This window comes from Sphingomonas sp. SUN039 (assembly GCF_024758725.1).
In the GTDB taxonomy this organism is placed as follows: Bacteria; Pseudomonadota; Alphaproteobacteria; order Sphingomonadales; family Sphingomonadaceae; genus Sphingomonas_O.
On the sequence record NZ_CP096972.1, the window covers coordinates 503,823 to 529,543 of the forward strand.

25 protein-coding genes and 1 tRNA gene are annotated in these 25,721 nt (G+C 58.2%); 17 read left to right on the forward strand and 9 right to left on the reverse strand.

Features of this window, described 5'->3' with window-relative positions; genetic code table 11:
* Nucleotides 1-47: 47 nt before the first annotated feature.
* Entirely contained in the window at nucleotides 48-437 is a 390-nt protein-coding gene (locus M0209_RS02580) for a hypothetical protein (RefSeq protein WP_258886740.1), read from the reverse strand.
* A 30-nt stretch (nucleotides 438-467) separates the two neighbouring features.
* A complete protein-coding gene (locus tag M0209_RS02585; protein WP_258886741.1) occupies nucleotides 468-692 on the reverse strand; it encodes a helix-turn-helix domain-containing protein in 225 nt (74 codons plus the stop codon).
* A gap of 132 nt (nucleotides 693-824) precedes the next feature.
* On the opposite strand from M0209_RS02585, the gene M0209_RS02590 reads away from it, so the two are divergent.
* On the forward strand, nucleotides 825-1,166 hold the full coding sequence (locus tag M0209_RS02590) for a hypothetical protein (RefSeq protein ID WP_258886742.1): 342 nt from the start codon (nucleotides 825-827) through the stop codon (nucleotides 1,164-1,166).
* Here the strand turns inward: M0209_RS02590 and M0209_RS02595 are convergent.
* Nucleotides 1,159-2,322, reverse strand: a complete 1,164-nt coding sequence (locus tag M0209_RS02595; RefSeq protein ID WP_258886743.1) for a type IV secretory system conjugative DNA transfer family protein — start codon at nucleotides 2,320-2,322, stop codon at nucleotides 1,159-1,161. The two genes, M0209_RS02590 and M0209_RS02595, sit on opposite strands and share 8 nt — an antisense overlap.
* A gap of 53 nt (nucleotides 2,323-2,375) precedes the next feature.
* On the reverse strand, nucleotides 2,376-2,627 hold the full coding sequence (locus M0209_RS02600) for a helix-turn-helix domain-containing protein (protein ID WP_258886744.1): 252 nt from the start codon (nucleotides 2,625-2,627) through the stop codon (nucleotides 2,376-2,378).
* Between the two features lie 108 nt (nucleotides 2,628-2,735).
* Between M0209_RS02600 and M0209_RS02605 the strand changes: the two genes are divergently transcribed.
* Entirely contained in the window at nucleotides 2,736-3,170 is a 435-nt protein-coding gene (locus M0209_RS02605) for a hypothetical protein (protein WP_258886745.1), read from the forward strand.
* Nucleotides 3,171-4,044: 874 nt separating this feature from the next.
* Nucleotides 4,045-4,599 (forward strand): hypothetical protein, encoded by a 555-nt coding sequence (locus M0209_RS02610; RefSeq protein WP_258886746.1) that lies wholly within the window; start codon nucleotides 4,045-4,047, stop codon nucleotides 4,597-4,599.
* A gap of 30 nt (nucleotides 4,600-4,629) precedes the next feature.
* Here the strand turns inward: M0209_RS02610 and M0209_RS02615 are convergent, their stop codons facing one another.
* The 3 genes from M0209_RS02615 to M0209_RS02625 all read right to left on the reverse strand — a co-directional run bounded on the left by M0209_RS02615 (nucleotide 4,630) and on the right by M0209_RS02625 (nucleotide 7,574).
* On the reverse strand, nucleotides 4,630-5,529 hold the full coding sequence (locus tag M0209_RS02615) for an ArdC family protein (RefSeq protein WP_258886747.1): 900 nt from the start codon (nucleotides 5,527-5,529) through the stop codon (nucleotides 4,630-4,632).
* 205 nt (nucleotides 5,530-5,734) lie between these two features.
* Complete coding sequence (locus M0209_RS02620; RefSeq protein WP_258886748.1) at nucleotides 5,735-5,956, reverse strand: hypothetical protein; 222 nt, start codon at nucleotides 5,954-5,956, stop codon at nucleotides 5,735-5,737.
* The gene (locus tag M0209_RS02625; RefSeq protein ID WP_258886749.1) at nucleotides 5,925-7,574 is read right to left on the reverse strand and encodes a recombinase family protein; all 1,650 of its coding nucleotides are present in this window, start codon (nucleotides 7,572-7,574) and stop codon (nucleotides 5,925-5,927) included. The genes M0209_RS02620 and M0209_RS02625 overlap by 32 nt, the downstream gene beginning before the upstream one ends.
* A gap of 277 nt (nucleotides 7,575-7,851) precedes the next feature.
* On the opposite strand from M0209_RS02625, the gene M0209_RS02630 reads away from it, so the two are divergent.
* From M0209_RS02630 to M0209_RS02640, 3 genes are all read left to right on the forward strand, one after another.
* Nucleotides 7,852-9,213 (forward strand): hypothetical protein, encoded by a 1,362-nt coding sequence (locus M0209_RS02630; protein ID WP_258886750.1) that lies wholly within the window; start codon nucleotides 7,852-7,854, stop codon nucleotides 9,211-9,213.
* A 106-nt stretch (nucleotides 9,214-9,319) separates the two neighbouring features.
* Nucleotides 9,320-9,643 carry a helix-turn-helix transcriptional regulator gene (locus M0209_RS02635; protein WP_258886751.1) on the forward strand — a complete coding sequence of 108 codons (324 nt, stop codon included), beginning with the start codon at nucleotides 9,320-9,322 and terminating at the stop codon, nucleotides 9,641-9,643.
* The gene (locus M0209_RS02640) at nucleotides 9,640-10,158 is read left to right on the forward strand and encodes a hypothetical protein (RefSeq protein ID WP_258886752.1); all 519 of its coding nucleotides are present in this window, start codon (nucleotides 9,640-9,642) and stop codon (nucleotides 10,156-10,158) included. Before M0209_RS02635 ends, M0209_RS02640 begins: the two co-directional genes overlap by 4 nt.
* Before the next feature lie 70 nt (nucleotides 10,159-10,228).
* On the opposite strand, the gene M0209_RS02645 is transcribed toward M0209_RS02640, so the two are convergent.
* Together M0209_RS02645 and M0209_RS02650 are read right to left on the reverse strand one after the other, a co-directional pair.
* The gene (locus M0209_RS02645; protein WP_258886753.1) at nucleotides 10,229-10,648 is read right to left on the reverse strand and encodes a hypothetical protein; all 420 of its coding nucleotides are present in this window, start codon (nucleotides 10,646-10,648) and stop codon (nucleotides 10,229-10,231) included.
* Complete coding sequence (locus M0209_RS02650; RefSeq protein ID WP_258886754.1) at nucleotides 10,620-10,877, reverse strand: hypothetical protein; 258 nt, start codon at nucleotides 10,875-10,877, stop codon at nucleotides 10,620-10,622. Before M0209_RS02650 ends, M0209_RS02645 begins: the two co-directional genes overlap by 29 nt.
* A 625-nt stretch (nucleotides 10,878-11,502) precedes the next feature.
* On the opposite strand from M0209_RS02650, the gene M0209_RS02655 reads away from it, so the two are divergent.
* From M0209_RS02655 to M0209_RS02705, 11 genes are all read left to right on the forward strand, one after another.
* Entirely contained in the window at nucleotides 11,503-13,455 is a 1,953-nt protein-coding gene (locus M0209_RS02655) for a recombinase family protein (protein WP_258886755.1), read from the forward strand.
* 23 nt (nucleotides 13,456-13,478) lie between these two features.
* Complete coding sequence (locus M0209_RS02660) at nucleotides 13,479-14,054, forward strand: DUF805 domain-containing protein (protein ID WP_258886756.1); 576 nt, start codon at nucleotides 13,479-13,481, stop codon at nucleotides 14,052-14,054.
* Nucleotides 14,055-14,102: 48 nt separating this feature from the next.
* Nucleotides 14,103-14,187 (forward strand) — tRNA-Leu (locus M0209_RS02665).
* Nucleotides 14,188-14,607: 420 nt separating this feature from the next.
* The gene (locus M0209_RS02670) at nucleotides 14,608-17,559 is read left to right on the forward strand and encodes a TonB-dependent receptor (protein WP_408988172.1); all 2,952 of its coding nucleotides are present in this window, start codon (nucleotides 14,608-14,610) and stop codon (nucleotides 17,557-17,559) included.
* Between the two features lie 72 nt (nucleotides 17,560-17,631).
* Nucleotides 17,632-19,218 carry a tryptophan 7-halogenase gene (locus M0209_RS02675; RefSeq protein ID WP_309547048.1) on the forward strand — a complete coding sequence of 529 codons (1,587 nt, stop codon included), beginning with the start codon at nucleotides 17,632-17,634 and terminating at the stop codon, nucleotides 19,216-19,218.
* Nucleotides 19,215-19,934 carry a SapC family protein gene (locus M0209_RS02680; protein ID WP_258886760.1) on the forward strand — a complete coding sequence of 240 codons (720 nt, stop codon included), beginning with the start codon at nucleotides 19,215-19,217 and terminating at the stop codon, nucleotides 19,932-19,934. The genes M0209_RS02675 and M0209_RS02680 overlap by 4 nt, the downstream gene beginning before the upstream one ends.
* Complete coding sequence (locus tag M0209_RS02685) at nucleotides 19,927-20,958, forward strand: cupin-like domain-containing protein (protein WP_258886761.1); 1,032 nt, start codon at nucleotides 19,927-19,929, stop codon at nucleotides 20,956-20,958. Before M0209_RS02680 ends, M0209_RS02685 begins: the two co-directional genes overlap by 8 nt.
* Nucleotides 20,958-22,457 (forward strand): tryptophan halogenase family protein, encoded by a 1,500-nt coding sequence (locus tag M0209_RS02690; RefSeq protein ID WP_408988173.1) that lies wholly within the window; start codon nucleotides 20,958-20,960, stop codon nucleotides 22,455-22,457. Before M0209_RS02685 ends, M0209_RS02690 begins: the two co-directional genes overlap by 1 nt.
* Before the next feature lie 23 nt (nucleotides 22,458-22,480).
* Nucleotides 22,481-23,398 (forward strand): glycoside hydrolase family 16 protein, encoded by a 918-nt coding sequence (locus M0209_RS02695; protein ID WP_258886763.1) that lies wholly within the window; start codon nucleotides 22,481-22,483, stop codon nucleotides 23,396-23,398.
* A gap of 3 nt (nucleotides 23,399-23,401) precedes the next feature.
* Nucleotides 23,402-24,466, forward strand: coding sequence for a LacI family DNA-binding transcriptional regulator (locus M0209_RS02700; protein ID WP_258886764.1), 1,065 nt, complete (start codon nucleotides 23,402-23,404; stop codon nucleotides 24,464-24,466).
* Nucleotides 24,459-25,679 carry an MFS transporter gene (locus tag M0209_RS02705; RefSeq protein ID WP_258886765.1) on the forward strand — a complete coding sequence of 407 codons (1,221 nt, stop codon included), beginning with the start codon at nucleotides 24,459-24,461 and terminating at the stop codon, nucleotides 25,677-25,679. Before M0209_RS02700 ends, M0209_RS02705 begins: the two co-directional genes overlap by 8 nt.
* Nucleotides 25,680-25,721 lie beyond the last annotated feature (42 nt).

The following is a 25,721-nucleotide window of genomic DNA, read 5'->3' on the forward strand; positions in this document are numbered from 1 at the left end:
TTCGAGGATTGGCACTCAACAGCGATTTGAGATTGCCCCATGCCACCTCAGAGTTCCAAGACCTCCTCGCCGCCAAAGGTCGCGGCGGCGTCGAGCACCTGCTTGAAGGTTGCTGCTGCCTCTTTGATCTGCCCCTCGACGGCGAGCATTTCCATGATGTCCTTGCACTCGATCTTCTTGCCGTTGGTGAGGTCGCTCACCTTCACGGAGATGTTCATGGAAGCCAGCACGATGTTTGCGGCAACGGCGGCCGTGAAGCCCATCACGCCCGTGCCTTTGGCCCGCGTGTCGCTCCTTTCATAAAGCAGGGTGTCGCCGAGCTTGTATCGCGCGATATGTTCGCGCTCGGCATCCGTGATCTCGGCCCGAACCTCAAACACGAACATAGCCTTGCCCATAAGGCTGGATTTTTGGCTACGGCGAATGAGCAGCTTCATGGTTTTGTCCCCCCGGATTTTAGATGAAAGCTATATGGTCACGTCCTTGGGTAATTGGCTTGCAATGCGCTCGAACAGCGCGCGCGGATCGCAGCCAAGCGCGCGGGCAATGACGTAAAACTCGATCACGTCGATCCGACGTTCCCCACGCTCGATATAGGAAACGAACGGCTGTGGTCGCCCTAAGCGCCTTGCCAGTTCAAGCTGGGTCACACCCGCAGACTTCCTTGCCGAGACGAGCACGTCGAGCAGCACGGCATATGCGGGAGTGAACACAGATTTCGGCACACGCACCTTGGGACAGGTGAAATTGAGCCACTTCCGATAGATACGATCTTCGGATATATGATATTCATATACTTTGGTCTGATGCGGGGGTTGTCGGATATGAATGCACGTCACCTTGTTGCCATCGCAGCGGCTTCGTTCTCGACGATAGCGCTCGCTGCCAGTCCTAAAGCGGCGACGATTCAGATGGTGACGATCTCCGACGTCGGTCGGCCACATACCGTCATCGACGGTGCTTGTGCGGCGGCAATGTATCCGCCGATGACCATGGCGGATGGGTTCGATAAGACGCTGAACAATGCACAGTCGGCCTTGGCCGATGTCGCCAAGCGCAACGGGGCCGATGCCGTGGTCGGTATGACGATTTCGTGGGAGACGCCCAATTCGGTCGGCGCGAAGGGAAGGGTGTTGGTCTGCGGAACGCTGGTGAAGTTCAAATAGCGCCCGGTGCAAATGTCCGACCACTAAACGCCCTGCTTGGTGTCCCGTCGATCATCAGCTTGATATAGAAGGCATGGTTGGGCAGATTGAGCAGATCGAGAACGTCGAAGGTCGGCTGAAACTCGCGAGCTAGAACGCTGGCATCCCCCGGCCCCACTCGAAAAGATACGAGCGTCCCTGCGTTACCCAGCACCGAATGTCGCACGTCGTCGTCGAGCTGATGGAGATACTGGTGTGCGACGACCAAACCCAAGCCCACCTTCCTCATTTCCGGCATCATGTTGGCGAAGGCGAGCGTGGTGAACGTCTGGAACTCATCGACATACAGGAAGAACGGACGACGCTCGGATATGAACGTCTCTGATCGGCTGAGTGCTGCCAGTCCGATCGTTGCCACCATAATGCTACCGAGAATGTTGGCGCTGTCCTCACCCATCCGTCCTTTGGCGAGATTCACGATCAAGATGCCGCCGGTGTCCATAACGGAGCGGAAGCTGATGGGGATTTCAGGTGCGACCAATGCCCGATACAATCGTGGATCGGTAAGGAGCGCACCGAGCTTGTTCTGAATCGGTGCGACCATCTCCGCGCGCAAACGATCCGGTAGCTGTTCAAACTCGTCAAGCCAGAAGCGACGCACCACGTCGCTCCTAATCCCGCGCACCACCCCCTGTCGAAATGTCTTGTCGCCGTAGAGGCGGAGAACATCGGGAAGGACAGAACCGTCGCGCTCGATCAAGGCATAGAGGGAGTTGCGAAGGACGTGTTCCATGCGAACGCCCCAAGCATCGCCCCATAGCTTCTTCATGGCGTCGAGAAGACCGTTAACCGCCAGCGGTATCTTGTCCTCGCGCACCCGACGTAGCGGGTTGTATCCATAGGGCTGATGGCGTGCTGCGGCGTCCAGATAGATAAACGGGCGTCTGCTCAAGCTGGCGGCATCCCGCATCCGCTCAGCAAGGTCGCCATGTGGATCAATGAGGGCAAACCCTCGGCCATGCTCAAGATCGGATCGCGCCAGCGTCTCGATCAGCGTCGATTTCCCGACGCCGGTCTTTCCCAGCATATACATGTGCGACAGCCGGTCGGTCTGTTTAATTCCGAAGCGCGTGAACCGGTTGCGGGAGTTGGTTTCGGCGAAATAGGATATGTCCATCGGGCCATTGTGCGCGGACGCAGCCACACTGACACGGGGGCAGAATATCCGCTCTATGGCTGGCCTTCATACAACGGACGCAGAATCTCGTCAGGCGCGATCTGGAGCGCCCGGCAGAATCTCACGAATTCGTACACATCAAGACGTCGCTGACGCCGCTCGATTTTGCTGATCGCCGATTGGGTGTCGCCGAACATCGCCCCGAGGTCGGCTTGCGTGATGCCGAGTTCCTGCCGCCGCGCTATCAGCCGGTCGATGATGTCGATGTACGGCTGCTCGAAGGCGGACTTGCGTGAATACGGCATAGTCACGCCCATTCGCAGGCCATTTTAGAATAGTGCAAAATAGACTATTGACTTGCTTTCGAGCTGCGCTGAGCATTCGCAATGGGAACAGATGGGTGGGGAAGGCGGATGGGTAAGGTGTTGCGATCTGGAACGACGCTGGTTGGCGTCCTCGTCCTTGGAGCCTGTTCGGGGGCCAGTGGGCTTAGCGCCGCCGACAAGACGGGGATCATGGCCGACGCCAAGGCGCGCCTCCTTGCCAGAAAATGGCAGTCTCAGTTGTTTCAGATGAGTATGTGTTCGGACGTCTTTTCGGTCGGCGATCCGCAAATTGTCGACACGACCCTCGGGAAGGACACGGGGAAGGTGAAGATGATCATTCCCATAATCGTCACCAACCCTGAAACGCATTTTGGTCAGCAGACGGCACCGGATAAGGCGTGCTACGGGTTCGCTCACCCAGGTTGGAATATCAACGAACCCTACAACGTCACGTACGAGTTCCAGATTGAGCATTGGGAATCGGGCTGGCGCGTATCGCAGATACAAGCCAACGGGTTCTGATCCCCGACAATCGTCAAAATGGCAGTCTCCCGTAAGCGCGGCTGCCGGTCTTCAAAGGCTGTTCGACGGCCCTCTGATCGTTGTCGTCTCGGTAGTGACGCAATCTCCGTCGCGTTCCTCAAGTTTGGTTGCAAGGCGCGAAAACATTGTCCGAAGTGCTTTTCGCGTCAGCCTCCACGTGTGGTGCCACAGAAAATCAAAGGCGCGACCACTCAATTCCCAAAACTTGATAACGGCCTCGGCGCAGCAGACAATGAACCTTGCGATATAGGGTGTAGCGTGCACAATGACGGTCACTGAACCAAGCCAGAACAGGAACTGGCAAGCTTGATCTGTAAGTGCCAACCACTCTGGCATAGAACCGTGCCCAGCAAGCATATGCGCTAGGTCGGATGTCAACAGGGCATAGTGGCTAAGGCCGGAAAAGAGGGTTAGTATTATGGCATGCGGGGCATTTCGACTCATGGCCAATCTCCTAGACTGACTGTTGTTGACTAGCCCCGCTAGGCTGGGGGCGCGGCGCCAACCGCAACCCAGTCACCTAGACCCCTGATTTTCCGAGCTATGGCGCGGAAGATTGGGGGTCTTTCTTTGGTGTGGAAAACACAAACCGCCACCCAAAGAGAAGCAAGGCTTCTAGTTGCTCGCACGTCCCGCAGGGCGAGCGTTGGAGTGGCGCTGGGCGGGGCCAGCCGGTATGCCAAGATGGCACCATCTGGTGGCGATACCCCCCATTTACCACCAGATGTAGAAAGCTATCCCCAAATTTTTTGATGAAGGCAATCGGACATTTGGATGAGTCTGAAAACGATACTATCGTCCAAATACGGGGCTAGGCTGGTACTGCCAGCGATACTGTAAATGGGGGGAATACGTGCCAAAGGCCAAGCAGCGACTGCATCGGCGAATCGGTCGATGGAAGCCTATAACGAAAGGTATGGAGCGAAAAAACCCCGACTCGATTCGGAAGTTCTTTTTTGACGTGATCGCGCATGACTACGGCAAGGATACGGTTCCGTTTGCGGATGCGATCCAGTGGGCCATTTCGCGAATAACTCCTAACGAGCAGCGCCTTTATCACTACCCACGAACGGCGGAGTGGCTGTACCTAGCGACGAGAAACGAAAAGCATATTCACTATGGCGATATTGAAATTGCGGCTCGGAGTATGGGTTTGCCGACGGCGCTTATCCTTACCTACACACGTATTTTCTCCGAGTTCCAGTCTGACGAAAAGACGAAGGCGATGAAGTCCCTTCGCCTTCTCGAGGCCTTCAAAGCGTCGATTGAAGCACTGATTGCCATCGTGTCGGCTCATGCTGCCAGTCCGACCGTGGGCGATACTCGGCTGTCGTTTGAAGATTTCGATGCGATGAGGAAGGCATATAGAACGGCTTTTGATCTGCCATTGTTTGACCAACCCGAATGAAAAACAGCCTCCCGCTAGGGAGGCTGTAGGTCACCATTCTCCCGCTGCCACAATCTCATGCAGATAGGTGGCAGCCTGATTGGCAAGCCGGGAGGCTGTAAAAATCGCACGGGTATCGTTTTTGAGCAGTTGCAGCCAATGCCCGACGTAAGCGGCATGGTCGGGACGAGGCGTGTTGCTCACGCCCAGGTCGGCACATAGGAATGCTGCACCGATCTCGGCCACCAATTCCTCGGCGGCAACGTCTTCCATCTTCAATCGTTCACCGAACCTATCGAGACGGTGCTTTGCCCCGGCCCAGTGTACGAGTTCGTGGAGGACCGTTGCGCCGTATGCCTGAGTGGCGGAGCTTGTCGGCGTGTCGATGAAACGGCCGATCTCGGGCATTTCGATATAGTCGCCGGGGATATTATAGCGAGCCATCGTGCCGATATGCACGTCGGCCTTACTGGCCTGCACGAACAACGCCACCGATTCCATGATCTCGCCGGTTCCCGGTTGACGCCTCTCCTCCGGCGGCGTCCAACCTTCGACTTGATCGGCATTGAACACCCTTGATGCTCGGGCAAAGAGCCGAATGGAAGGCTCGTCCCCTTGGGCTTTCGACTCCTCCTCGATCCGTTTGAAGAAGACGATGGTGGAACCCCTCTCGCCCTTGGCGACCTGAGCGCCCACCTCCTGCCACTGACGGTATGTTCCCCAATACCCGCTGCGATATCCCTGCTCATACGCCTGCGCCCAAAGCGCGATGACGTTGATGCCGTGATATTCCATATGCGTATGAGCGTTCTGCGGCTTTGCGATGGCAACACCGTTTCCATGCCACGGCATAACGAACTCACCGGCTCCCGCTTCGATTGCGGCAACGATAGTGTTGGTGACGGCACGATATACATCGAACCGTTCACTCGAAAGAACATCGGATTTCATATTTTCCTCCTGCACAAGCGGGAGCGTCCCAAGGATTGAGGCGCTCCCCATTGCGAGGGAGGTTCCGAGGTTCAGTGTGGGGCAGGGGGCCGATGTCGGCACGGGGGCACAATATCGGCTGGGCCGATGATCTGGTGCGGGTCGAGGGACTTAGGGACGTAAGGGACTTATTCCGGGGAACATATCGACCTCACCATTTTCGGCGTTATCGGTTGTCCCGATAATCTGCCGCCGTGCAGCATTCGATCTGGTGCATGACACTGAGAGCGTCATGCTCATTGCCGACGAACACCTCGACGATTTCATTTGCCGGTATGAACGAGCGTTCGGCGACCGCCTGACCCGTGAAGATGCCCGTCCGATCGCTACTGGCCTCGTCGATCTCTACCGTCTCATCACGCGGCCTTTGCCAGATACGGACTCTCATCCGGTGCAAACCGATCCCGAAGCAGCTTAAGACTACGCAGCTCGATTTCCCTGTTCGGGTCTGCGAGGCTGTCCGATATGTCCTTGAGAAGCCGGTTTCCGGTCGCCATCGTCTGGTCAGAAAAAGTTCTAACATCCTCTACGACAGTGCACCGACGTGGAATTTGCCCAAAAAATGGGTTCACCGAGAAGGGTTTCATGGCCTCAACGCTCAGTATTTTGCCCTTAAGTAAAAAGTTCGAACCGACCGTTTTGATGATTAATTGACGATCACTTTTTGTACCCTGCAAAAACCAATCCACGGCGCATCTGCTGAACGAAATCACGTCGCGCAAAAGTTCGAACCGATTTTGTGGATCTGGTTCGGCAAGCCCTTTTTGAAGCGTTTCACCCTCGGATGCGAGCCGTGCTTTCTCAAGGACAAACTCGTCATCGGACAGCATGCGACGCAAACGCATGGCAGTGAGTTCGCGTATTTGCGACGCATTTTCGTCCATAGCGGCCAAGCATGATCGACGCTGAGTTTCCAATGTTTCTTGATTGGAAGCCCGTTCGCGCTCCAACGCATCGAACGCCCATTCTTCAACATCGCGATCAATGGCGAGGGATGACAAGAAGGCGATAAACTGCTGTTCGAGCACATCCTGTTCGACCGAGCGTTCCACGCACTTCGGCCCTAACCCGCGTTTGGTGCAGTGATAATAAGTGTAGCGTGAGCCATATCTGTTCGTCTTTTGCTCGGCAGTCACCATCATGCCGCACGTTCCACAGCGAATGAGGCCGGTATATAAAAAGTCGTGACGGGAAGATTTGGCAATGCCGTCACGCTTCAAGAGCCACTGGACCCGCGCGAACTCGTCTTTGGTGACGACCGGCTGATGCTGGCCGGGATATATCTGTCCCTTCCAGAGTATCTTGCCCGCATAGAATGGATTGCCCAGCATTTTGTAGATCGTGGACAGAGCGAGCGGTTTGCCGCCGCTGCGTCGTTTGCGGGGAGAAACAAAACCCCATTCGTCGCGGGCAATGAGGGCGATCTGACGCGGCGAAAGCACGCCCGTCAGGAACATGTCGAATATTCGTCGCACCAGCGCAAATCTATCTGCATCTGGCAGGATCGTGCGCGTCACCGGACAATTGAGATAGCCGATTGGTGCATGGTTGGGTCGCCAGCCCTTTTCGAGCTTCGTCTGGTTGCCGCGTTTGACGTTTTCCGACAGGGCATCGCTGTAGTATTTGGATTGCCCGAACATGATCGACAGCATGAATTTGCCCTGCGAGTTGTTCTCGAAGGTGTAGGTCGAGAATTTCAGGTCATGCAGCACGCCGCAATCGAGCAGATAGATAATTTGCCCGCCGTCGATGGAGTTGCGCGCCAGTCGGTCGGGTGCCCAAGCGACGATGCCCTCGGCCTCGCCACGCTCGATCCGTGCGAGCATCTGGGCGAATATCGGTCGTCCGGGGGACTTGGCACTCCTTGATTCCACGAAGGTCTGGACGACCTCGATGTCATCCCGGTCGCCGAACGAACGTAGCATCGCTTGTTGTTGGGATTCGAGCGAAAGGACTTGTCGATCCTCAGCCTCGGACGATTTTCGGCAATAAAGAAAATATCTCATAGGGGCCGGAATACGTCCCTTACGTCCCTAAGTCCCTCCGAACCGTCGCTATGAATCCGCGCGGACGTTGTGCAAGTTAGGAGGAATATTGGGAAAATAGGGAGTAGGGAGTGCATGGGTAGGTAACGCCGGAATCATACGCTTTGAATCCGATTCACGCGAATCGCGCTATCCCCATCGTGCGACGAACAGACAGCGAGCAACAGGCGTCACAATACCTCTCATACCGGTATTGTGACGCCTGTCGTTAAGGTGCCGTCCCCCTCATGCTGGTGGAATGACACCTGCCAAAACCGATACCACGATACCGACTATTTCGCGGGTCTGCCCCGATGGGACGATGGTCGAACTGCTATATGACGCCGATACGGCAACCACCGCACTTGCCGTCTGTGCACCTGATGGCTCGATAACGGTCGAGGCCCAGGTCGATCTTCCGACCGGCGAGCGCCTCATCCCGTATGCCGCCACCAATAACCTGCTGACCTCGGGATGTGTGCTGCTGCCGTCAGCGGTCGGCGAGTGCGTATCGAAGGCGGAACTGATCGGTGACATCAAGGCGTTCATCCACCGTCATGTCGATCTGCCAGAACTGTACGAAGACATCGCCGTTCATTACGTTCTGCTGACATGGGTGCACGATGCGTTCAACGAACTGGGTTATCTCAGGTTTTTAGGAATGCCCGGTAGCGGCAAGACCCGCCGCCTGCTCGCCATAGGATCGCTCTGCTACAAGCCCTTCTTTGCATCGGGGGCATCCACGGTTTCCCCTATATTCCATGTGCTCGATGCCTTTGGTGGCACCCTCATACTCGACGAAGCCGATCTACGGTTTTCGGACGCCACTGCCGATCTGACCAAAATTCTCAACAACGGCACGATGAAGGGTTTGCCGGTGCTCCGCACCATGACCAACAGGTATCGCGAACTCAATCCGCAAGCGTTCAAGGTCTTCGGCCCCAAGCTCGTCGCCATGCGTGCACCCTTTGCGGACGATGCCCTTGAAAGCCGTTTCATCACCGAATCTACCGGTAACGCGCCACTGCGTCCCGACATTGATATCCATCTGAGCGATACGATGAAGTCTGATGCGCTGCTGCTTCGTAACAAGCTGTTGGCATGGCGATTTCAGGCCCGACACGCGGTCGGCCCTGACCCTCGTCGACTGGTCGACGGTCTGTCTCCACGGGGTAACCAGTCGGCTTTGGCACTGCTGTCATTGATCGACGACGAACCGCTGCGAACTAAGATCGCGGACGACCTCGTGGCTTGCGAGGCGCGTGTGACAACAAAACGCGCCGCCTCAGCGGACGCCACGATGGTCAAGGTCTTGCGACTGATGTTCCGCGTGGCACCGACACCGTATCTGACGCTCGCTGACATCACCGCGCAGTTCAACGATGCGATGGCCGAGCATGGTGCTGCACCAATCGAGAGCAAGGCAACGGGCTGGTTGGTGCGCGGGAAGCTCGGACTGGTCACAACCAAGACGCGAGGCGTCTATGTCATCCCGCAAAGCGAACGCGGTAAAATCGACGCGCTCGCGGACAGGTTTGGTTTGCCGGCCGAAATGGTGATAGCGGCACCGGAGATTGCGGCGCTGGGATTTCTTGCGCGAAGCGCAAAAATATCGGCCTGACCGATATTGTGACGTCTCCCGCGAAAACGGGTGCGACGCGATGATGAATGGAGCGACCGTTTAGGTCGCAGCCATAATTCCAACCCTTATGCCTCACAAAAATTCTGTGCGCCGTGTCCGTAATCGTTCCGCCCTCACCCAAGAAGAGCTGTGCAATCTGGTCGATATATCGCAATCGACGCTTAGCGAGCTTGAGCTTTTTCGAGAGGCGACGAGCCTCGACACCGCACTTGCCCTCCAGGTCGTTTTCGGGACGCAACCCCGAAAGCTCTTTTCAGTTCTATATGCCCGTATTGAAAACGCCGTAATGGGCCGTGCTGCTTCGCTCGATCAAAAGCTCCGCGACAAAACCGACGCGCGATCACTTAGAAAGCTGCGGACGCTCGACGATATGGTCAAGCGCGCGACCTCTCAAACCACCGAGCTATGATGCCAAAGAACTCTCTTATCTTTGCGCTTCATGCCACCTCGCGCGGGTTCGGTTATGTCGTCTTTGAAGGCCCGTTCGCGCCTTATGACTGGGGAACGGTCATCGCGCGAGGGGATAAGAACGGCATCTGCTTACAGAAACTGGAACGGATGCTGGATCGCTTTCTGCCGGAAACCCTGCTGCTCGAAGATGTCAAAAGTGTCGCCAAGCGAGGCGAACGGATTGCTCGCCTCTATAAGGCGATTGCCAGTCTGTGCGTCAGTCGCAACATAGATATCGCCGTTTATACCCTCGGCGACATCAAGGCATGTTTTGCCAGTGTGGGGGCCGTGACCCGGCAGGAAATTGCCGAAAGTGTTGCCCGCCAGATTGATGCCTTCGGGTATCGAAAGCCAAAACCGCGCAAGGCATGGCAGAGCGAGGATCGGCGCATGGCAATGTTTTGCGCCGCTGCACTTGTCCTGACCCACTACCAAATGGGTGCGCTAACACTTTTCGACGATCTGTCTCGTTGAGTGTCCAGAACGGACGATCTGCGATTGAACGGTACTGACCCGAATGAAGATCAAAAAGGGGAGGCGTTTGTTACGCCTCCCCTGACTTCAAAATACGTACACTTGATCCTGCGAGGTGGATTTCGGTCTGCCTTAGCAGCCCCATGCCGATATATCCTACGTGTTCTCGCCGCTGTCGTTTCGACGCAGCGCTCGCGTATGGGCAGACGAAAACCTCAATCTGCGTCATCTGCTCAAACCAACCAACGTAACCCGATGTGACGAATCCGTTGACGTCGCTACCGTCCATCATCGTTGCAGAACTGATTTGTTGGGTGATCGGCCAGCCTAGAAGTGACACCCAGTCCTCGAAAACCAACAGCTGAAACGAAGAACCTGTGTCCACCATCAACGGTGATGTGACCGGTTTACCATCGTCCTTGCCATAGAAAGCAAGTTCGATGAGCGGATGCCCGCGCTGGCTATAGTGACCCGTCTGCGAAACCGACACTTGCAGGCATTCCTACCTGTGTCGTCCATGATGGGGTCGTTGCGCCGAAGCGAGCCTCGAAGTTTTCACAGGCCTCGCGCCGTGTTCCGCCAAAAACATATGCCCCCGATTCAGCATCGATGGAAACCCACTCACCGAAATGCAGTGGCTCAATCGTAGCTTCTAGTTTCGCATAGTGTTGCTTGGCTTGGCTGGCAACAGCATCCAACCTTTCCCAAAATGCGTTCATGTCTCTCCTCCCTTCGTCAAGGAGGGGTGCCGTCAAACTCCCTTTGCGGGAGCTGGCAACAGCCCCCACATTTAGCAGTCTCACGGTTCTATTTTTTGGATGTTGGTCGCTTGCAAATGCAAACACTCCCAACAGCCCACCTAATACTGTATCAGACGCGCTTACTGATTGCACATAATCGCGCACACGGATCGCTTCGCTTTTAACTTGTCGTGCTACATTCCAAGCCCTTGTGCGCACTGCCATCTTCAGTCTCCGGCTTTCAGTAGGCTCTGGCCGAAGCAGCGTAGTCTTTCAGACATTAAAATGTCTTGCAGAGTCTGGTGAACGGGGGCGTAAGCGACGCTTGCTGCGGCCTGTCGCGCTCAAACATCTGGGTGTCTAGGCAACGAGCCAACGACAATCTCCCTAAGTGAACAAATGGTTTATTGGTTACCAAAAAGTTAATCAACCTAGGGTCGGCAGATGGTGCATAACTGTCGGTAGGCTGCCCCTTGGATGGGCTGCTCCCCCTCGAATTTGAGTGCCATTTCGAGTTTTGACGGCGTGATGTCGTAGGCAAAAACCTCCTTGCCCCCGACTCCGATCCTCCTAAGATTCCTGTTCAAAGCGGGAAGGGCGGCATATGCCAAGCGACGGTACACCCAAGCGTGTCGGTATCTGGATCAGAGTTTCGACTGAGGATCAGGTGAGGGGCGAAAGCCCCGAACACCACGAACGCAGAGCGCGTGCATATGCCGAAGGTCGCGACTGGCAGGTCGTCGAAGTGTATCGTCTCGATGCCGTGAGCGGCAAGGCGGTGATGCATCACAGCGAAGCCAAGAGGATGCTCGCCGACATCAAGCGCGGGCATATTACGGGGCTGGTCTTCTCGAAGCTCGCGCGCCTTGCGCGCAACACCCGTGAACTTCTCGAATTTTCAGAACTGTTCCGCGCGTCGAACGCCGACCTGATCTCGCTGCAAGAAGCCATTGACACAAGCTCTCCCGCCGGTCGCTTGTTCTTCACGATGATCGCCGCAATGGCGCAATGGGAACGCGAGGAAATTGCCGACCGTGTGCGGGCCTCGGTGCCGGTGCGCGCCAAGATGGGCAAGCCGCTCGGCGGTGGTGCCACGTTTGGGTATCGCTGGGTCGATAGGCAGTTGGTGCCTGATCCTAAGGAAGCGCCGGTTCGCGCGCTCCTCCATGAACTGTTCGTCGAACATCAACGCAAGCGCACGGTCGCCCGCATCCTCAACGAACGCGGATATCGCACCCGCAACGGGTCGAAGTTTTCCGATACCACAGTTCGCAACCTGCTTGATGACCCCACCGCAAAGGGTCTGCACCGCGCCAATTACACATACAGCGACGACCGCACTAAATCATGGGCGCTCAAGCCCGAAACCGAGTGGGTGTATCATCCGGTCGAGGCGATTGTGTCCGAAAAGCTGTGGGACGAATGCCAGGGCATTCTCCAAGCGGTAGCAGCCCGACGAAAGCCAATCACACGGCGCAATGTCCAGTTGTTCTCGGGCTACGCCTTTTGTCAGTGTGGCGGCAAAATGATGGTGCCGTCGAACTCGCCAAAATACATCTGCGACACCTGCCGCAATAAAATTCCCGTCGCCGATCTGGAAGCAGTGTTTCAGGAACAGCTTCGCCATTTCCTCATCGAGCCTGATGAAATCGAAGCGCACAACCGCGCCGCGCAAGAGGCAATGCGCGACAAAGAACGCCTGCTCGAAACTCTCGTCGCCGAGCGCAAAAAGATTGAAGCTGACGAACGGGTGATATTCGAGCTTCACGCCAGTGGACAAATTCCGACCGAAGATTTTGGTCGCCACCATCGCCCGCTTAGCGAGCGCATAGGGCAACTGTCCGAGGAACTTCCCAAGGTTCAAGCGCAACTCGATCTACTGAAAATCGCCTCCGTCTCGCGGAACGAATTGATGGGAGAGGCGCGTGATCTGGCTGAAAGATGGAACGACCTTCCACACCTTGAAAAACGTCAAATCATCGAAGCGATCACCGACCGCATCGTTATCGGAAAGGAGGATGTCGAGATCATGCTTCTCCACCTCCCTTTTCAAGCAACTGACGGCATAGACGCAACGCGGCTATGCCGCTGCGGCCACCTCGGCGATCCGGCTTTGGCGTGCAGCCGTGCGCCGAAATGCGCGGCGGACTATCAGGCGAAAGTGTCGGGGCCGATGCTCGACCGCATCGATCTGCACGTCGAAGTGCCTGCGGTCAGCGCCGCCGATCTCGTCCTGCCGCCGCCGTCGGAAGGTTCTGCGGAAGTGCGTGCCCGGGTGGCGGCGGCGCGCGCGGTGCAGTCGGCACGTTACGGCGAAGGCGGTCCGCGCACCAATGCCGAAGCCGATGGCGAAGTCCTCGAAAAGCACGCAACTCCCGACGAGCCCGGTCGTCGCCTGCTGGCGCAAGCCGCCGAAGCGATGCGGCTGTCCGCGCGTGGCTATACCCGCATCCTGCGCGTCGCCCGCACTATTGCCGATTTGGCTGGCAGCGAGGGTGTGGGCCGCATACACATAGCCGAGGCGCTGAGTTACCGACGGCAGGCGCCAAGGAATTGACGGGGAAACGGGGGAGCTAGACGATGGAATGGATGATCATGCCGCTGAAGCGGTACGCCGAATTCAGCGGGCGTTCGCGGCGGAAGGAATATTGGATGTTCTTCCTGTTCAACATCCTCGTCGGCCTCGGTTTTCTGGTTCTGATGCTGGTCTTTGGCGGGGCCGCGCTGTTCGCGGCGGGCGCGGGCGGCGATACTTCCAATCCGGCGGCACTGATGGCCGCCGGTGGCGCGGTGGGCATCATCTATCTTCTCAACGTGCTGTTCAGCCTCGCCATGCTGATCCCGTCGATCGCGGTCGGGGTGCGGCGCCTGCACGACACCGACCGGCGCGGCTGGTGGTTGCTGGCCCCGCTGGCGCCCTATGTGGCGATTTTCGTGTTGAGCTTCGGCATGATCGGCATGGCCGCATCGGGCGGCGCAAACGAGACGACGACGGCTGCGTCGGCGGCCGTGCTGATCGGCATCTGCGGACTGGCGGTGTTGGTGCTGGGCGTGATGCTGCTCGTCTTCATGTGCCTGGAAGGAACCCGCGGCCCCAACCGCTTCGGTCCCGACCCCAAAGACCCGGGCGGAGACCTCGAAACCGTGTTCAGCTGACGCTTGCAGGCGCGGGGCGCGCGTCGTAAGCGGCGCGTCCCAGCCTGTGCGGGCGTGGTGGAATTGGTAGACGCGCCGGACTCAAAATCCGGTTCCGCAAGGAGTGTGGGTTCGATTCCCACCGCCCGCACCACCTGGAAAAATACATTAAAATGCCGGATTCAAGTACTCGCTTCGATTGCTTTCGGCAGACGAGCGTGACCCTGTGACGTCACAATTTGTTTGCGGGTAATTTCGGAGCCGTCAGTGCTCCAGCGTGATGTCGACCTCACACTCTCCGATCTAGGCAGATACGCCGGCCAAACTCGTGACGGAATTTACTAATGTCGTTCCCGCGCGCTATGATAATGTCCGGTCAGCGACGGCGCGACGCGACACCAAACTGCCCCCAAAACGCGAGCCAACGAATCTACCGATTGAGAATGTTCGCCAAGAAGGTGCGGCCCTGATTGAGCTGATCTATCCTTGACCAAGTGAACGTTATCAGATAGGTGAACGTTCACAATCGGCGATCCGAGGCATCGGGCGAACGAATTTGGGGAGGAAAAACGGTATGAAGGCATTGCGCAAACCCGCATTTGGGCAGCTTTTGCTGGGAGCTTCGGTGCTCGCGATCGGATTCGCAGCACAGCCGGTCGCGGCACAGACTGCTGCGGCGGACACCCCTTCAACTGCAGACGAAATTGTCGTCACCGGTATCCGTGCAAGTCTTCGCGCCTCGCTCGATATCAAGCGCGATGCGCAGGGTGTTGTCGATGCGATTTCTGCCGAAGACATCGGAAAATTTCCTGACACCAACCTTGCCGAGTCGCTGCAGCGCATCACCGGTGTGTCGATCGACCGTAACAGTGGAGAAGGCTCCACGGTCACGGTTCGTGGTTTTGGGCCGGACTTCAACCTTGTCCTTCTCAACGGGCGCCAGATGCCAGCCTCGAGCCTTGGCGGCAGCAATGGCGCGCCAGCCTCGCGCAGTTTCGATTTCGGCAATCTGGCGTCCGAAGGAATCGCGGGAGTCGAAGTCTACAAGTCGGGCAGGGCAACGCTTGCCACGGGCGGCATTGGCTCGGTTATCAACATCAAGACAGCGCGCCCGCTGGACCGACCGGGCTTCCATGGCAGCATAGGCGCGAAAGGCGTCTACGATACGTCGAGCTTCGACGGTAAGAAGATCACGCCTGAGATTTCAGGCATCATCAGCGATACATTTGCGGATGGCCGCATCGGCATCCTCGTGAGTGGGTCTTACCAGAAGCGCAATGGGAGCCAGGCCCAGTTCAATGCGGGCTGGCGCGAAGGCTATCTGGGCAACGAAAACAACTGGGGTTCGCTGGCACTGCCGGGCGATCCGCGCTACGCGAACATCGCCAATCGCCCCGGTCCCAATTCGACCTATCAGGTCACCCAGAACGCCGGCTATGACTTCACGACATTTACGCGTGAACGCATCAACGGCCAGCTAGTTTTGCAGGTGAAGCCGACCGATACGCTGGTTGCCACCGTGGATTACACCTTCTCCCAGAACACAGTCGATGCACGCACGAACAGCATCGGTGTATGGTTCAATCACAACAATACGAGCAGCAGCTGGACCGATGGGCCCGCCGCAGGCCCGAACTTCTATGCCGAGACATTTACTGCGGCCGAAGGCAAGGATCTCGCCATCACTGGCGCAGTTGCGGCCAATCGCTCGATCAACCGATCGATCGGCGGCAATATCAAATGGGATGGTCCGGGCGGTCTTCGTCTCGAACTCGACGGCCATCACTCCACGGCGGAAAGCAAGCCGACCTCGCCCTATGGCAGCGCCATCGCAGTCGGCAGCGCAATTTTCGGCGTCCAGTCGCAACGCGTCGATTTTACCCATGCACTACCGGTCATTTCGGTCGCCATGTATCCAGGCTCGGCGATCACGGCGGCCAACATCCGCCCCGCAGGCAATGCGTTCCGCAACGCCTACATGCGCGACGAGATCAACGAGGTTTCGTTGAAGGGCGGATATGATTTCGACTCTTCGTTCATCGACAGCCTCGATTTCGGTGTCACCATGACCGACAACCGGGTGCGCTCGGCGTTCGGCGTGATCCAGAACGACACCTGGGGTGGCACATTGTCGGCGGCAGATACGCCAGACAGTCTTTATACCATCACCGGCTTGGCCAATGATGCGCGCGGTCAGGAAGGTGCGGGCGATCCGGCGATCATTCCGAGCTATTTCAAGATCGACACGGTTGGGCTGATTACGCTTTTGAACAGCCGGTTGGGAATCTGCGCCTCTGCGCAGGCGACGGGCACATGCCTTGCCAAGTTCACTGCCGATCGCACGGTCCACGAGCGCACTTGGGCTCCCTACATCCAATCGTCGCATACGTTCGATCTTCTCGATGGTCCGGCCCATCTCCGGCTCGGCCTGCGATATGAAAGCACTAAGATCGACTCTTCCGCCCTCGTGCCGATCCCGAACCGCACAGTGTGGACGGGTGGCAACGAAACCGCGATCATCTATGGCGCCAACCAGGCGTTTACGACGCTCACGGGGCAGTATCGAAACCTGTTACCGGCTATCGATTTCGACATGACGCCAGTGCGGAACGTCAGACTGCGTGCGTCGTACAGCCACACGATCACACGCCCCGATTATGCAAGTCTGCAAGGCGGTACCACGCTTGATTCGCCGATCCGTATAGGTGGCAGCACCGGTGCTAGCGGCAATCCCGGCCTGCTGCCCTATAAGTCGAAGAACATCGATCTTTCGGCAGAGTGGTATTACGCGCCGACGAGCTATATTTCGGTGGGATACTTCCACAAGGACGTCTCGAATTTTATCAGCCAGACGCAGGTCAATCAGCCTGCCTTCGGGTTGACCAATGCAGCGGGCGGGCCAAATGCGGCAGCGGCCCGGGCAGCACTCGGACCGAACGCGACCGCCGCCCAGTTGGTCGCCTATATCGCGCAGCGTTTTCCGGCGAGCTTCGATGTGGCAACCAATGGTATCATTGGACAACCAGGTGATCCGCTCGTCAACTTCATCATCACGCAGCCAACCAACAGCGCCCAGAAAGCCAAGCTCTCGGGTTGGGAATTCGCCGTCCAGCACAGTTTCTGGGAAACCGGGTTCGGCGCAATCGTGAACTACACGATCGTCAACAGCGACACGCAGTTCGATAATACCGTACGCTATACTGTGCCACAGTTTGCCGTAAACGGGGTCAGCAACAGCGCGAACGCCGTGCTGTATTATGACAAAAAGGGCGTTCAAGCCCGCATCGCTTACAACTGGCGTGCCGGCTTCCTTTCGGGCTATGGCTTCGATCCCTATTACATCGAATCCTATGGCCAGTTTGACGCCAGCGCGAGCTATGAGATCCGCAAGGGGCTCACGATTTTTGCCGAAGGCATCAACATCACAAATGCAGACCGTCGCGGGCATCAGCGCAACAACCAGACTGTGTTCTTCGCAGCTCCTGGCTATGCCCGATATGCAGCGGGCGTCCGTTTCGGGTTCTGACATTTGAGACTTGATCAGCATATTCTGTGACCCAAAGAGCCGCGCTGCACGCCAGCGCGGCTCTTTTTCTCCTTGGTTTGGGCGAATGTCCGCTATGGTTTCGGAGTGATGGTCGGCTCGGTTCAACAGGTTGTCATTGTAGGCGGCGGCACAGCCGGCTGGCTCTCTGCGTGTGTGCTCGCTGCCAGGCGACCCGATTTATCGATCACATTGGTAGAATCGCCTGACATTCCGACAATCGGCGTTGGCGAAGGCACCTGGCCGACGATGCGCGCAACTCTGGCGAGCATTGGCATTTCCGAGACGGAGTTCCTTGAGGCGTGCGACGCATCGTTCAAGCAGGGCTCTCGTTTCGATGGCTGGATCGATGGAACGACTGACGACAGCTATCTGCATCCATTCACTGGCTTGCCCCCTGGAGACGCGCGCGAACTGTTGGCTGCCTGGCACGAGGCGGGTCGCACAATGCCATTTGCTGCGGCAATGACATCGCAGCATGCGATTTGCGCGCGTGACCTTGCGCCACGGCAGCGTGCGATGCCTGACTATGCTGGCGCACTGAATTATGGGTACCATCTCGACGCCGGGAAATTTGCCGCATTGCTGGCAAAGCATGCAATTGAGCGCCTTGGTATCACTCGAATTGCGGATGACGTCACAGGCGTTGTCCCGTCGGACAATGGCGACATCGCTGCGCTCGAACTGCGCCATGGAAGAGCACTCGCAGGAGATTTCTTTATCGACTGCTCGGGGCAGGCCGCAATACTGATTGATGGCTATTGCAAGGCGGACTGGATTGATCGGTCGGATGTGTCATTCAATGATCGGGCGCTGGCTGTGCAAGTGCCCGTAACGGCAAATAGCGCTGTAGCATCACAAACTATCGGCACGGCCCATGAGGCGGGTTGGCTATGGGACATCGGCTTGCCGACACGTCGCGGTGTCGGCTGCGTCTACAGCTCGCGATTTATGGCTGATGATCAAGCCGAGCGTGTGCTCGCAAGCTATCTAAGGGCGAAGTTTCCAGACTTTGACGCCAGTCACCTTGCCCGCCGCAGGCTTTCATTTCGGACAGGCCATCGTGCGCAATTTTGGACGCGGAATTGCCTAGCCATTGGGCTGTCCGCTGGCTTCATCGAGCCACTCGAAGCCTCGGCGATCGTTTTGATCGAGCTGTCGCTCAACGCGCTAAGCGACAACTTTCCGGCGAGCCGGGCGACAATGGAAATCCACGCTGCGAGGTTCAACACGCTGTTTCGCTACCGGTGGGATCGGATCGTGGATTTCTTGAAGCTGCATTATGTTCTCAGTCGTCGTCCCGAGCCCTATTGGCAGGCGCAGCGCACAGCTGAAACGATCCCGCCCCGCCTGACAGAACAGCTGGTTCTTTGGCGTGAACAGCCACCGTCTTCATGGGATTTTCCGCAGATCGATGAGATCTTTCCAGCCGCAAGCCACCTTTATGTCCTTTACGGCATGGGATTTTCCGCCCCGCCTCAGCACGGAAAGCCGTCGGCGGCGGCCGTCTTGAGTCTTGCTGATGTGCGTGAGCGATCTCGCGGCCTGACTGCTGCCTTGCCGACCAATCGCACATATTTGTCGGCAGTCGCGGTTGAAGCCAAGCCGCACGCCCTGCAGGGAGCAATGGCCCGAACATGAGCAACCACCGGATCCTCAACAGTGCCGATCACGGCGACCTCAGAGTGCACACCGGCGCCGGCGCCCAATATGGCGACAATGTGATGGCTTGCCTCGCTCCCCCAGCGGAATTTCGGCAGATTCAGGGCCATTTCCCGATTGTCTTCCGGCGTGACATCGAGACCGGCGCATTTGGAGCCGTGGCGCTTTTCGGGTTTGAGAGCGGTGAGAATTTATTCCTTCAGGGCGAGACCTGGGCAGCCAGCTATCGCCCGATGGCGCTCGCAATCCAGCCTTTCCTTATTGGCCGCCCTGCCGAGGGGTTCGATACGCCGCGGGTCCATGTCGATACGAGGCATCCGCGGATCGCGATGGGTGGAGACGGAATGCGCGTGTTCGACGAAGACGGCCGCCCGAGTCCCTATCTGGAACTGATCGCCGAGCGCCTTGGCAACCTCGACTATGCTCATCGGCAGAGCCCGGCCTTCTTCGAGGCGCTTATCCGTTACGACCTGATCGAACCGTTCACGCTTGAAGTGCCTTTGAATGACGGCTCGCGTCATTCGCTTGTGGGATATCACACGATCAACGAGGGCCGCCTTGCAGAGCTTGACGGGGAAGCGCTCGGCCAACTGAATGCTGAGGGGCATTTGTCGCCCCTGTTCATGGCAATGGCTTCGCTTTCGCGCTTCGGCGAACTGGTCGCGCGCAAAAACGCACGGATTGTCGGTGGCTGACGCCGATCCGATATTTTTTGCTGCGATCCCTTCGGTTGTCGAGCGAGAGGCGGCAACCCCGGAGGCGCTCGACACATTGCTGCGGGGATGCCGGTCTCCCTTTGTGATCCGAGGACTGGTGGCCGACTGGCCCATGGTCCAGACCGGCCTTCGCGCACCCCGTGAGGTCAGGCAGTATCTGATAGAGCGCGCGCGAGACGTGCCATTTGCGGTTTCGGTCGGACAGCCAGGGCATAATGGCCGCATGTTCTATGATGCGGCGATGGATATGAATTTCCGGACGGCGCGGGGCAAGCTGACTGACATTTTCGGTGGGATCGACGCGAATGAGGGGCGTCGCGACCCGCCCAGCGTTTATCTTGCCTCGATCGACGTCCCGACGCATTTTGTGGGCATAGAGCAGGAAAATCCGCTCGATCTGGGTTCGCGCGAGCCACTGGTGAGTTTGTGGATAGGGACGCCAACGCGGATCGCGGCACACAATGATTTTCCTGACAATCTGGCCTGCTGTGTTGCCGGTGCACGCCGCTTTACGCTTTTTCCGCCCGAGCAATTTCGCAATCTCTACCTCGGGCCGATCGACAACACGCCGGCCGGTCGTGCTGTGAGCATGGTCGATTTCCATGCGCCCGATTTCGACCGCTACCCGCGCTTCGCTGACGCGCTTGCCAAGGCGCAGCTTGCCGAGCTCCAGCCAGGCGATGCCCTCTTCATTCCCTCAATGTGGTGGCACCATGTTGAAGGGCTCGCGCCGTTCAACATTCTGCTCAACTATTGGTGGCGCGACACGCCGCGCTACCTGGGCCAGCCGCAGGATGCCCTCAACCACGCTATCCTCGCGATCCGCGATCTGCCCGCCGAAGACAAGGCCATCTGGCGCGACATGTTCGCGCATTACGTGTTCGAAAGCGGCCCTGCCGTGGCTGCGCATATTCCCGAAAACGCCCGTGGCGTTCTTGATCCCCTGACGGCGGAGACCGCGGGGCGGTTGCGCGCCTTTCTCTTGAGGACTTTGAGCCGATGATGAGCGGATACACCAAACGCCGGATTGTTGTGGCTGGCGGCGGAACTGCCGGCTGGATGGCCGCGGCCGCGCTGGCGCGGACGATGGGTGATGCGATCGAACTGACGCTCGTTGAATCCGATGCCATAGGTACGGTCGGCGTGGGCGAGAGCACGATCCCGCCGCTGGTCACCTACAACCGATTGCTTGGGATCGGCGAAGCCGATTTCATGCGTGAGACCCAGGCGACGTTCAAGCTGGGCATCGAATTCGAAAACTGGAAACGCGATGGAGAATCCTATTTCCACTCCTTTGGCCTGACGGGCCGCGATCATTGGTCTGCGGGCTTTCAGCATTTCTGGATGCATGGGCTGACCAAGGGCCATTCGGCATCCTACGACGACTATTGCCTCGAACTGCAAGCAGCTCATGCGAGCCGGTTCGCGCATCTGCCGGACAACCGGATGAATTATGCCTATCAGCTCGATTCGTCGCTCTATGCGGCCTTTTTGCGGCGCATGGCAGAGGCCGATGGGGCCAGGCGGGTCGAAGGCAAGATCGCACGCGTTGAGCTTGATGGTGCATCGGGCGATATCGCCGCGTTGGTGCTCGAGTCAGGCACGCGCGTCGAAGGCGACCTGTTCATCGACTGCACGGGATTTCGCGCGCTGCTGATCGAGGGCGCGCTGCAGGTCGGCTATGACGACTGGAGCCATTATCTTCCCTGTGACTCCGCGATCGCCGTGCAGACATCGAGTGTCCGCCCGCCGATCCCCTATACGCGTGCGATTGCCCATGATGCGGGCTGGCAGTGGCGCATCCCCCTGCAACACCGGCAGGGCAATGGAATCGTTTATTGCAGCCGCTATCTTGACCGCGAGGTGGCGCTCGATCGCTTGGTCTCAACGGTTGAGGGGACGCGGCTGACCGAACCGAATTTCATCCGCTTCGTGACTGGCGCGCGGCGCAAGCAATGGCATCGTAACTGCGTGGCGGTGGGGCTGTCCGGCGGGTTCATGGAGCCGCTGGAATCGACGAGCATCCACCTGATCCAGCGCGCCGTCCTGCGCCTGATCCGTATGATGCCGATGGGCGCGGTGAGTGAACGCGACGTTGCCGAGTTCAACGAGCAGCAAATGACCGATATGCTACAGGTCCGTGATTTCCTGATCCTGCACTATAAGGCGACCGAACGGCGCGACAGTCCATTCTGGCGCCAGTGCGGCGACATGGAAATTCCCGAAAGCCTGACGCAAAAGATCGAGCTGTTCCGCGAAACCGGCCGCGTGTTCCGGAAGAATGAAGAGCTTTTTGCCGAAAACAGCTGGGTTCAGGTGATGATGGGGCAGGGGATCACGCCGCAAGCCTATCACCCGGTGGCAACAAAGCTTTCGGACGAAGAACTTCACCACCTTCTGGCCGGGCTTCGCGATAGTGTCGCAAAGACAGTGGCGAGCCTGCCGCAGCATGACGCCTATGTCGCCCATTATTGTGGCGCTCAAAATGCCGTCGCCGCGTGATCGTTCGTTGCGTCAAAATATGTTTGGCGCTGGCGCTTCTGGCAATAGTCCCGACAGCGCGCGCCGACGACTGGCAGCTTGTCTGGTCCGACGAGTTTGACCAGCCAACAATCGATGCGACCAAATGGAGCTCTGACGTCGATTGCTGGGGCGGTGGCAATAACGAGCGGCAGTGCTACACGGAGAGCCGCAACAATGCCGCGATTGTCGACGGCAAGTTGGTCATTACCGCATTGCGCCAACGCGCCAGCGGCTCAGCTTTCCCCCAGTCCCAGCGAACCACTGCCGCCACGCGCACCGCTGCAGCGGCGCGTGACTACACCTCAGCGCGGCTGACCACGCGCGGCAAGGCGTCATGGCGCTACGGTCGTATCGAGGTCCGGGCCCTCGTGCCGCAGGGGCAGGGGGCATGGCCAGCGATCTGGATGCTGCCCGAAGAGGGTGCCTATGGCCCATGGGCGGCATCGGGCGAAATTGATATTCTGGAGGCGGTAAATCTGGGCGTTCGCTGCAAGACGTGTCTTACGGGACGGGAGGATACGATCCTCGGCACATTGCACTTCGGCGGCAAATGGCCAGCAAACCTGCATAGGGGAACAGAGGTACATGCCCCTGAAGTGTTGGAGGGCTTCCATAACTATGCGATTGAATGGCAAAGGGATCGCATGATCTGGCAAATCGACGGCCACACCTATGCCGAGCGATCTTCAAACGAATGGTCGACGACCGGATCCAAATCTCCCGGCGCGCCTTTTGATCGAAAATTTCACCTGATCGTCAACCTGGCCATTGGCGGTGGCCTTGCAGAGAGCAGGGGAACAGGTGGCGTTGCTACAGGCGGCTTCCCCAAACGCTTTGCAATGGACTGGATTCGTGTCTGGCAGAAGCGCGACAGGACGGATAGATCGCCGACCGGGCAACCGAGCGAAGAGGGCAAGTAGCGCATGGCGAGACGGCGCCAGGCTGTAACGATCAAGCACGTCGCCGCAGATGCCGGGGTTTCCCTGCAAACGGTGAGCCGCGTGATCAACAACGAGCCCAATGTGCGGCCGGAAATGAAGCAGCGGGTGCAGGGCGCAATCGACCGGCTTGGCTATGTGCCCTCCATCGCAGCGCAGCGGATGAGCGGTTCCCGCTCCTACCTTATCCTCGCGCTTAACGATCGTGATCGCACCATTGCAGATTGGCGCGCGCGACAGGGAACGGACTGGGTGGACCAGATGCTGCTCGGTGGCATGCTGATGTGCGCCGAGCACGGCTATCGCATGATCTTCGAACTGGTTGACACGCACAGCGACCATATCGAGCGCGAAATTTTGGGCGCGATTGCGGCGCTCCAGCCCGATGGCATCATCCTGACTCCCCCGCATTCGGACAATCCGCAGATCGTTTCCTTCCTGGCCAAGCAGAATATCCCGTTCGCCAGGATCGGTTCGCATGAGAACGGCTTTGGAATTCCCGTTTCGATGGACGACCATGGATCAGCCCGCATGGCCACAGAATATCTTTTGGGGCGTGGGCACCGGCGTGTCGGCTTCATCGCCGGCTCGCCTGAATATAACCTCAGCGGCTGGCGTGTGGATGGGTGGAAAGCCGCGATGGCAACCGCCGGGCTTCCGACAGATGGCCTCCTTGCCGAGGGTGATTTCAGCTATTCGTCGGGCGAGTCCGCGGCCCGGCAGCTCTTGGAATCAATGAACCGTCCTACTGCAATCGTCGCGAGCAACGATCAGATGGCGCTTGCGACATTAGAGGTTGCCCGGTCTTTGGGCCTAGATGTCCCAGGCCAGCTTTCAGTCATCAGCTTTGACAACACGCCGCTGGTTCATTTCACCCAGCCGCCTCTGACTGCGATTGATCAGCCGATCGCCTCGACGACGTCGAAGGCTGTGGAACTGATAATTGCCGCCCATAAGGGTGAAGCCCGTCCAGAAGCACTGACCGTGATCACGGCTGATTTGGTTGAACGGGGTTCGGTCGCCGACTGCATCGACCGACTGGGTGGCTGAGCCGCTGACACCGCGAACTGAGTCGACGCGCTTCCTGCTGCTATACGGTCTTGCCTGGGGTGGCGGGGCCGTTGCCTTCGTCCCGTTCCTGACGATCCTGCTTCCGTTGCGCGTTGCGTCGCTCGCGCCAAGAGGAATGGAGGTCGTCTGGCTGGCCTATATCGCCTTCGCCGGCGCGATTGCGGCCAGCATCAGCAACATCGCGTTCGGCTATCTGAGTGATATCACGCGCAACCGACGCGCCTGGATCTGGGGCGGCATGGTGCTTTCGTCAGGGCTGCTGCTCGCGATCAGCACTGCGGACGATCTTTCGGCGTTGGTGGTGTTGGTGGTGCTTTGGCAAGTCGCGCTAAACATGATGCTCGCGCCGCTTGCGGCATGGGCGGGGGATCGCGTTCCCGATTCACAAAAGGGCTTGCTTGGTGGGCTACTAGCGTTCGGACCGGGCCTGGGTGCACTTTCTGGTGCACTGGTGACCTTTCCTGGAATGGCATCGCCCGCCCTGCGGTTAGGGCTCGTCGCGATCTTTGTCGCTTGCTGCGTCATGCCGGTGCTGGTTTTTGGCATGCGGCCCGCAATCGGTGAGCAGCGACAGTCTACCGTTGATGTCGGCGAACAGCGCATCGCCTATAGCGGCGATATCGGGCCGCATGCATTCACGCGCATGTGGGTGGCGCGTCTGTTTGTACAGATCGCCGAGGCTGCCCTGTTCGCCTATCTCTATTTCTGGTTCCGTTCGATTGACCCTTCGATGGACGACAGCCAGACGGCGCGCGTGTTCAGCGTGGTGCTCGTTCTTTCGGCGCCGTTGGCACTGATCACCGGTCACTTCACAGACCGGATGCGGTGGCCGTTTCTGCCACTGGCAATTTGCGCTGCGATCTCGGCCATGGCCCTGATCGGTATGGCCGTCGCGCCCACACTGCCACTGGCAATTGCCACGTATGCGTTGTTTGGGCTGGCAACGTCGGTTTTCCTCGCGCTGCATTCGGCGCAAGCGCTTCGCGTTTTGCCGCGATCCGATCGGCGGGGCCGCGATCTCGGGCTCTTCAATCTGACGAATACCGTTCCGTCGCTGATCATGCCCTGGCTGACGCTGGCACTGGTTCCCCGGTTCGGGTTTCCTGCTCTCTTCCTCCTGTTTGCGATCCTCGCTGCGCTTGCGAGCGTTATCCTGTGGCCGCGGGCTGCCAAATCCGAGGCCTTTGCTTGATTTTGTGTCTCTTGCATGCAAGTGAATGATGAGAACGTTCAC